Here is a 7,974-nt window from a genome sequence, read left to right as displayed (position 1 = left end):
AGGTGCCAGCCCCCTAAATGGACATCGCCGACTTGATCGAGGGCGCGCGCAAGGGATCTCCGCGCGCGGCGGGTCGGCTCCTTTCCCTGGTCGAGGGCGAGCGCCGCGACGAGGTGCTCGCCGGTATCGAGCCGTCACCGGTGAACGTCATCGGCATCACCGGGCCGCCGGGCGCGGGCAAGTCCACGACCATCGCCGCCCTCGTCGCGGCGTACCGGGAGCGGGGGGACCGGGTGGCGGTATTGGCCGTGGACCCGTCGTCACCGTTCAGCGGGGGGGCCCTGCTGGGCGACCGCATCCGAATGGCCGCGCACATCAACGACTCCGAAGTGTTGATCCGGTCGGTGGCCACCCGCGGTCACCTCGGGGGACTGGCCGCCGCGATCCCCGCGGCCATCCGGCTGCTCGGGGCGATCGGTTACCACGTGGTCCTGCTCGAGACGGTGGGGGTGGGGCAGTCCGAAATCGAGATCGCCGCCGTCGCCGACCCGACCGTCGTCATCCTCAATCCCGGTGCCGGCGACGCGATCCAGGCCGCCAAGGCGGGCGTGCTGGAGGTCGCCGACATCGTCGTCGTCAACAAGGCGGACCGCGACGGCGCCGAACAGACCGTGCGGGATCTGCGCGCCGAGACCGATGCGCCGATCGTCAGCCTGGTCGCCCTGCGCGGCGAGGGGATTGCGGAGCTGGTGGCCGCGATCGAAGACCACCACCGCGCCGACAGCCGCGCCCGCCGGCTGGCCCGCGCCCGGGCGCAGATCCTGTCGCTGGCCCAAACCCGGCTGCGGGGCAGGCCGGAGCTCGACCGGCTCGCCCAGACCGTCGTCGACGGTGACCAGGACCCGTACTCGGCGGCCGACCAGCTGCTCTCACCGACCGCCCGGGACCAGGACTAAGCGCTCGTCCTGTCCCCCGATCGGGGGAACCCGGATTCACCCCGTTCGCGGACCGATCGGCGGAGTTGCGCCCGGGCAAATCTCCCTACCTTGATCTTGTGCCCAACGGCACGATCCGCGATGAGTGAGGAGACCCGGCACATGGCTCGCAACCCCGAAATGTCGGCCGCAAACGTCGGCGAGCAGCTGGAGCTGTACCGCCGCATGTGGGTCCTGCGACTGCTCGACATGGCGCTCGAAGAGTCGCGCATCGACGGGTTGCTCAACGGACCCATGGTGGCCGCGTTCGGCCAGGAGGCCGTGGCCGTCGGAACCATCGCCGCCCTGCGGCCGGGCGACATCATGAGCACCTCGATCCGCCATTTCGAGCACGCCCAGCGGGTCGGCCATCTCCTTCCCCTGGGGCCGGCCATCGCCGAGATGATCACCCCCCGCCCGGCCGTGGCCGTCGGTCGGAAGGAAAGCCCGTTCGCGACCGAATGGAAGCAGATCTTCGCCGGCGCCGACCCGTTGCGGCAGTCGATCCTGTTCGCGCTCGGCGACGCCTATGCCCAGCAGGTGGCCGGCGAGGGCAAGGTCACGCTGTGCGTCATCGGGGATGACGCGGTGAACTCCGCCGAGTTCAAATCCGCCGCCGCCATAGCGTTGTCGTGGCGGCTCCCGGTGGTGTTCGTTGTCGAGAACATCCGCGAGGCATCCGGCGTCCGCCGGGGCCCACGCGAGCGCCACGGACTACCGGTGCTGTCGGTGGACGGCAAAAACGTTGGGGCCGTGTATGACTCGGTCTCCCAAGCGGCGGATCGCGCGAGCGCCGGCGGTGGACCCAGCATGGTCGAGGCGGTCACCTACCGCACCAACCACCCCTCCGGCGTCGACCCCCTGGTTTTCGCCCGGCGCGAGCTGACCCGCGCCGGTGTGAGCGCCGGCCACCTCTACGAGGTGGAACGCCGCGCTCGCCACCTGGTGGCCGAGGCCGCGGCCTTCGCGAACGCGCTGCGGGCGGAGGGGGCGGCGGCCGTCAGCGAGCCGGACCACTGGTCGGCCGCTAGCTGAGCAGTCCTTGCCGCATCGCCTCGGCGACGGCGGCCGCGCGATCGCTGACGCCGAGCTTTTCGTAGAGGCGTTGCACGTGCGTCTTGACCGTCGACGGGGCGACGTAAAGTTCGCCGGCGATCGCGGGGATGCTTTGACCACGCGCGATCCGGTTCAGCACCTCGCGTTCTCGCGCGCTGAGGACGGGTCCGGTCGGCTCGGCCCGGTGGCGGATCTCCGCGGTGAGGCCCCCGACCAGGGCGGGCGCCACCACGTCGCGGCCCTGCGCACAGTCGAGGACGGCCTTGACGATCTCGCTGCGGGTCGAGTCCTTCAGCACGAACCCGGCGGCGCCCTGCTGCAATGCCTGGTACACGATGGCGGGCTCGTCGTGTGCCGAAATCAGCAGCACCCGGGTCGGCAATTCCTGCTTGCGCACCGCCGCCGCCACCTGCCCGCCGTCCATGCGGGGCATCCGGAAATCGAGCAGCGCGACATCGGGCCGGTGCTGCTTGATCAATTCCAATGCCGCCGAGCCGTCCTCCGCCTCGGCGACCACATCCACCGAACCGCTCGCTGATAGCGCACGCACCACGCCCTCACGAAAGAGCGGGTGATCGTCGCCCACAACCACCCGCACCATGTCGGGCGTCGCTGGGCCGGCCATGGCGATGAGTTTAGCCCGCAAAGCGTCGATCGAATTGGAGAAAAGTCCGTTACGTGTCCGGGCGCTTTGCCGTGAGGTGAGCGCGTGGGTGAGTACTGTGTTCGCGTGGCGGTCGCCAGCGACGCGGAACTGGGCCGGGTGCGCAAGCTTCACCAGCTGCGCTCCTACCGACTCGCGTCGGTCCTGCGGGTGGGCGTGGTGGGTCTCATGGTGGCTGCCATGCTCAGCGGCACCCGCCGGTCGGAGTGGGCTCAGCAAACTCAGCTGATCGTGGCGTACGCGGTGGTCGCGACGTGCGCGCTGGCGCTGGCCTTCCCGCGCAGCCGGCGATCGCTCGGCCGCGGCCGGCTGGCCCAGGTCGGCCGCCTGGAGCCGTTCGCGTTCACCGTCATCGACGTTGTCGTGCTGACGGTCTTTCAGATTTTGTCCACCAACGGACTCCATCCCTTGCTGATCATGACGGCGCTGCCGATCCTGATCGGCCTCGATGTCTCGTCGCGGCGGGCGACGGTGGTGCTGATCTTTTCGATGGTGGGTTTCGCGATCGCGGTCCTCGAGGACCCGGAGATGGTCGGCTCGATCGGCGTCACCGAGGCCACGTTTCGGTTCCTGCTGTACGGATTCCTGTGTGTCACCGCGTTTGTGGCCGTTCGGGTCGAGGAGCGGCACACCCGTTCGGTGGCCGGGCTCAGCACGCTGCGCGAGGAGCTGCTCGCTCAGACGATGACCGCGTCCGACGTCGAGCAACGGCGAATATCGGAATCCATTCACGACGGTCCGCTGCAGGACATCCTGGCGGTGCGCCAGGAACTCGTCGAGTTGGACGCGGCGCTACCCGGTGATGACCGCGTCGCGCGCGCGATGGCCGGTCTGCAGTTGGCCTCGGAGCGACTGCGGCAGGCGACTTTCGAGCTGCATCCGGCCGTCCTCGAGCAGGTCGGCTTGGCGGCCGCGGTCCAGCAACTGGCCACCGTGACCGCCCAACGATCCGATATCGAGATTCAGACCGACATCGATTACCCGATTCGCAGCGAGATCGACCCGGTGGTCTTCGGCGCGGTGCGCGAGCTGCTGTCCAACGTGGTGCAACATTCGCGGGCCGACAGCGCCTCGATCATGCTCGGCATCACCGACGAGACCTGCGTCTTGCATGTGATCGACAACGGCGTGGGGTTCGATGACGAGACGATGGCGCGCCGCCTGGGCGAAGGCCACATCGGAGTCGCTTCCCACCGGGCCCGCATCGAGGCCGCCGGGGGAAGGTTCGTCTTCCTCGACGGCCCGGTGGGCACCCACGTCTGCATCGAGCTGCCGATCGCGAGATAGGCCGACGTCGCGCGTCCCGTTACTTCAGGTCGACGGACTTCCCGGTAGCGGCCGCGTGGCCGGCGCGGTAGCCGAAAACCATTGCCGGACCTAATGTCCCGCCCGCACCGCCATAGGCCCGTCCGGTGACGCCACCCATCGCATTGCCCGCGGCGAACAGCCCGGGTATCGGGTCGCCGTCGACGTGCAGCACGCGCCCGTCGCGATCGGTGCGGGGGCCGCCCTTGGTGCCCATCGCGCCGATGCACACCGGCACCGCATAGTAGGGGGCGGTGTCGATCGGGCCGAGGGTCTTGCCGGCGAGGGTGGTCGCGCTGTCGTCGCCCCAATAACCGTCGTAAGCACTGGAGCCGCGCCCGAAGTCGGGGTCGGCCCCGGCCGCCACGTGGCGGTTCCAGTCCTCGACGGTGCGGATCAAGCCGTTGGCGTCGATGCCCGCCTTGGCGGCCAACTCGGTAAGGTCGGCCGACTCGCAGAACCAGTCCGGAACGGGCTGTCCCGGTTCGACACCCAGGAATCCATAGCGCTGCAAGTGAATTGCATCGAACACCATCCAGCCGCGGTCGTTGACGTAGCCACCGCGGGGATCGAGGTAGTGGAAGGCGCCGGCCATCGAGTTGTAATCGCATGCCTCGTTGACGAAGCGGCGCCCCGCCGAGTTGACGATTATGCTGCGTGGCCGCGTTCGTTCCAACCGCACGCTGCGGCTGCGTGGCCTGCCGTCGATGGTGTCACCGGGGATCTGCACGATCGGCACCCACCAGGCCTCGCCCATGTTCGCCAGATCGGCGCCGTGTGCCATCGCCATGCGCAGGCCGTCCCCGGTGTTGTTGGGCGGAGAGACCGCGCCGTGCATCGGGCCACGCAGAAAGGCCTGCGCCAGAGCGGGATCCCATTCGAAGCCGCCGGTGCCCAGGATGACGCCGTGCCGGGCGCGAACGTTGACGGTGCGTCCCGCAAGGCCGATCCGCACCCCGGTGATTTCCCCGCCCTCGCCGATCAGCTGTTCGGCGCGCGCGCCGGTGTGCGGGGTGACCCCGGCATCCAGCAGGCCCTTGAGGAGCCCCGCGATCAACGCGGTGCCGGCGACGCAGAGGTGGCCGGTTCGTTCGTCGATCGCCGCGTGCAGACGCGCCCTGGTCTCGGCGTCGAAACCGACGTTGGACCAGTCGGCGGGAAACGACGTGATCCGCGTGGCCCATTCGCCCAACTGCGCGAGGTCGAAGGGAGCGGCAGTGAGCGATCGGCCTCCAGTCGGTTGCCCGCCCGGCAATTCGGGCTGATAGTCGGGGAAGCCGGTGGCGATCTCGAAGCGCAGTCCGCTGTGTGCCTCGACGAAGTCGAGCATGGCCGGACCGGTGTGCACGAACGTCTCGACCAGCTCGTCGTCCATCGAGCCGAGGGACTGCGCGCGCAGGTATCGCAGCGCATCGGCGGTCGTCAATTCCCCTTCGGGCGAACGATTATGGGCGGGAATCCACACCACGCCGCCCGACACCGCGGTGGTGCCGCCAACGGTTGGCGCCTTCTCGAAGACCTCCACCGAGGCCCCGGACGCCACCGCGGTGAGGGCGGCGGTAAGCCCGGCGCCACCACTGCCGAGTACGACTACGTCGGCTTGCATGTCCCACGACATGGATCGGTATCCCTTCAGCTCAGCAGTTCGGACAACTGCCTCGCGGCTTTGACGACCGCATCTTTTCCGCGCATCACCACGTCTTCCCGGTGCGAAATGAGGTTGATGCAGGTTGGCGGGGACGGGGCCGGGCGGCGCACCGCGACGGCGAGGCCGTAGGTGTTCGGCTCGATTTCGCCGTACGTGGTCACCCACCCGCATTCGCGTGCCCGGGTGACCAGGTCCCGTTCTCCCGGACGCGGGGGCATGCTCGCGAGCAAGGCGATTCCGGCGGCGCCGCGGTTCAGGGGGTATCGGCTGCCTTCGTGAAACGACAGTTGGTAGGCCACGTGGCTGGGCACGATGACCGCGATGGCCACCTGCTGGTCGCCCTCGGCGATGAGCAACGAAACCGTGGTGCCGAGCTCGTCGGCCAGCGCGCGCAGCGTCGGCAGGCTGAGCTGGCGCACGTTGCGGTCGAATGATGCGCCCAGGACGGCGAGTCCGGCGGCGGGCCGATAGCGGCCGTCCTCTCCCTTGGCCACCAGCCGGAACTCCGCCAGCGTCGTCAGCAGCCGGTAGGCGATCGTGCGATGAACCCCGACTTGGTCGGCGAGCTGCTGCACGGTGAGCCCGGCGGGGGACTCCGCGACCATTTGCAGCGCGGTCAGCCCCCGGGCCAGCGTCTGCGAACCCGTTCCCGAACCGGTCACAGCCTTGACAGACCCAGGCCCGAGAGCGAAGCTCTATATATAACGCACATCAGTGTGCGATATTAGCACACAAGGTACGTCGAAAACGAGAACGAGATTTCCCCGACTTTGGGCCAGAGAGGCATCGTGGCGGAGTTCGAGAGCATCTGGAGCGATCTTCAGGGCGTCGCGTTTGAGCAGGGCTACCTCCACGCCGGCGGGGTGCGGACCCGCTACCTGCGGGCCGGCGACCCGGGCAAGCCGGTGCTGGTGCTGCTGCACGGGTCCGGCGGCCACGCCGAGGCGTACGTCCGCAACCTCGCGGCGCACGCCGAGCACTTCTGGACCTGGTCCATCGACATGCTGGGCCACGGTTACACGGACAAGCCGGGCCACCCGCTGGAGGTCCGCCACTACGTCGAGCACCTGATGGCCGTCCTGCGCACCATCGGCGTCGATCGCGCCGGCATCAGCGGCGAATCGCTGGGCGGCTGGGTGGCGGCCCGCGCCGCGATCGACCATCCCGACGTGGTGGACCGGCTCGTCCTCAACACCGCCGGCGGCTCCCAAGCCGATCCCGTGGTGATGAAGCGGATCATCACCTTGTCGATGGCGGCCGCCGAGGACCCGACGTGGGAGACGGTGCGAGCGCGGATCAAGTGGTTGATGGCGGACAAGTCCAAGGACTACGACGACTTGGTCGCCAGCCGCCAGCGCGTCTATCGCCAACCGGGATTCGTCGATGCCATGCGCGACATCATGGCGTTGCAGGACCCCGAGATTCGGGCGCGCAACATCATCGGCCCGGACGAATACGGCGCGATCATTGCGCCGACGCTGGTGCTGTGGACCAGCGACGACCCCACCGCCGACGTCGCCGAGGGTCGCCGCATCGCGTCGATGATCCCGGGCGCGCGTTTCGAGGTGATGCCCGGCTGCGGGCACTGGCCGCAGTACGAGGATCCCAAGACCTTCAATCGTTTACACCTCGACTTCCTGCTGGGGCGGTGATGGTCGACGCGGAGCGTGAGCCGGCGGGGATCGAGACCGACGTTGTCGTGGTCGGGGCGGGACCGGTCGGCCTGACGTTGGCCAATATCCTTGGCCTGCGCGGCATCCGCACGGTCGTGGTCGAAGAACGCGACACGCTGATCGACTATCCACGCGGCGTGGGGCTCGACGACGAGGCGCTGCGGACGTTCCAGTCGGTAGGGCTGGCCGACCGGGTCGTCCCGCACACGGTGCCCAACCAGATCCTGCGTTTCGTCGACGCCAAGCGCCGCGTGCTCGCCGAAATGGCCCCGTCCGATGCGCGTTTCGGTTGGCCGAAGCGTAACGGGTTCGTCCAACCGCTTGTCGACGCCGAACTGCTGGCGGGCCTGGACCGGTTCGAGCACGTCGACGTGTGGTGGGGCCGTCCGATGACGGCATGCCGGGAAGACGCCGACGGCGTGACCGTCGAACTCGGCGGCGGACGCGACCACGAATCGTCCAGCCTACGAACGCGTTACGTGGTCGGCTGCGACGGCGGTCGCAGCATGACCCGCCGCATGATGGGCGTGTCGTTCGACGGGACGACATCCTCGACGCGCTGGCTGGTGGTCGACATCGCCAACGACCCGCTCGGCCACCCCAACAGCGAGGTCGGCGCCGACCCCGAACGTCCGTACGCCTCGATCTCGATCGCGCACGGAATCCGGCGGTTCGAGTTCATGATTCACGCCGACGAAACCGACGAGCAGGCCG

8 protein-coding genes are annotated in these 7,974 nt (G+C 68.8%); 5 read left to right on the top strand and 3 right to left on the bottom strand.

Going from position 1 to position 7,974, the window contains the following annotated elements; genetic code table 11:
• The first annotated feature begins 17 nt into the window (after nt 1-17).
• Complete coding sequence (gene meaB / locus A5702_RS02445) at nt 18-896, top strand: methylmalonyl Co-A mutase-associated GTPase MeaB (RefSeq protein WP_068217943.1); 879 nt, start codon at nt 18-20, stop codon at nt 894-896.
• Between the two features lie 159 nt (nt 897-1,055).
• Nucleotides 1,056-1,949 carry a thiamine pyrophosphate-dependent enzyme gene (locus A5702_RS02440; protein WP_068217944.1) on the top strand — a complete coding sequence of 298 codons (894 nt, stop codon included), beginning with the start codon at nt 1,056-1,058 and terminating at the stop codon, nt 1,947-1,949.
• Here the strand turns inward: A5702_RS02440 and A5702_RS02435 are convergent.
• Entirely contained in the window at nt 1,942-2,595 is a 654-nt protein-coding gene (locus A5702_RS02435) for a response regulator transcription factor (protein WP_067903796.1), read from the bottom strand. The genes A5702_RS02440 and A5702_RS02435 overlap by 8 nt on opposite strands.
• A 105-nt stretch (nt 2,596-2,700) precedes the next feature.
• On the opposite strand from A5702_RS02435, the gene A5702_RS02430 reads away from it, so the two are divergent.
• Nucleotides 2,701-3,921, top strand: coding sequence for a sensor histidine kinase (locus tag A5702_RS02430; RefSeq protein ID WP_068217941.1), 1,221 nt, complete (start codon nt 2,701-2,703; stop codon nt 3,919-3,921).
• A 19-nt stretch (nt 3,922-3,940) separates the two neighbouring features.
• Here A5702_RS02430 and A5702_RS02425 read toward each other — a convergent pair whose 3' ends face one another.
• The gene (locus A5702_RS02425) at nt 3,941-5,557 is read right to left on the bottom strand and encodes an FAD-dependent oxidoreductase (RefSeq protein ID WP_068217939.1); all 1,617 of its coding nucleotides are present in this window, start codon (nt 5,555-5,557) and stop codon (nt 3,941-3,943) included.
• Between the two features lie 14 nt (nt 5,558-5,571).
• Nucleotides 5,572-6,249: an IclR family transcriptional regulator gene (locus A5702_RS02420; RefSeq protein ID WP_055401942.1), complete on the bottom strand. Its 678-nt coding sequence runs from the start codon at nt 6,247-6,249 to the stop codon at nt 5,572-5,574.
• A 126-nt stretch (nt 6,250-6,375) separates the two neighbouring features.
• Here A5702_RS02420 and A5702_RS02415 point away from each other — a divergent pair, with 126 nt between their 5' ends.
• Together A5702_RS02415 and A5702_RS02410 are read left to right on the top strand one after the other, a co-directional pair.
• On the top strand, nt 6,376-7,239 hold the full coding sequence (locus tag A5702_RS02415; protein WP_068217934.1) for an alpha/beta fold hydrolase: 864 nt from the start codon (nt 6,376-6,378) through the stop codon (nt 7,237-7,239).
• Nucleotides 7,239-7,974 (top strand): FAD-dependent monooxygenase (locus A5702_RS02410; RefSeq protein ID WP_197506482.1); only part of this gene is annotated, 736 nt, incomplete at its 3' end. The genes A5702_RS02415 and A5702_RS02410, both read left to right, overlap by 1 nt.

The sequence above is a fragment of the Mycobacterium sp. E3339 genome (genome assembly GCF_001666915.1).
GTDB lineage: Bacteria > Actinomycetota > Actinomycetes > Mycobacteriales > Mycobacteriaceae > Mycobacterium.
Note: the sequence above shows the minus strand (reverse complement) of the source record. Positions and strands in the feature narration are given on the sequence as shown.

Coding starts and splice junctions, on each gene's coding strand:
- A5702_RS02440 (WP_068217944.1), top strand. CDS start 1,056: ATGTCGGCCGCAAACGTCGGCGAGCAGCTGGAGCTGTACCGCCGCATG.
- meaB (WP_068217943.1), top strand. CDS start 18: ATGGACATCGCCGACTTGATCGAGGGCGCGCGCAAGGGATCTCCGCGC.
- A5702_RS02425 (WP_068217939.1), bottom strand. CDS start 5,557: ATGTCGTGGGACATGCAAGCCGACGTAGTCGTACTCGGCAGTGGTGGC.
- A5702_RS02435 (WP_067903796.1), bottom strand. CDS start 2,595: ATGGCCGGCCCAGCGACGCCCGACATGGTGCGGGTGGTTGTGGGCGAC.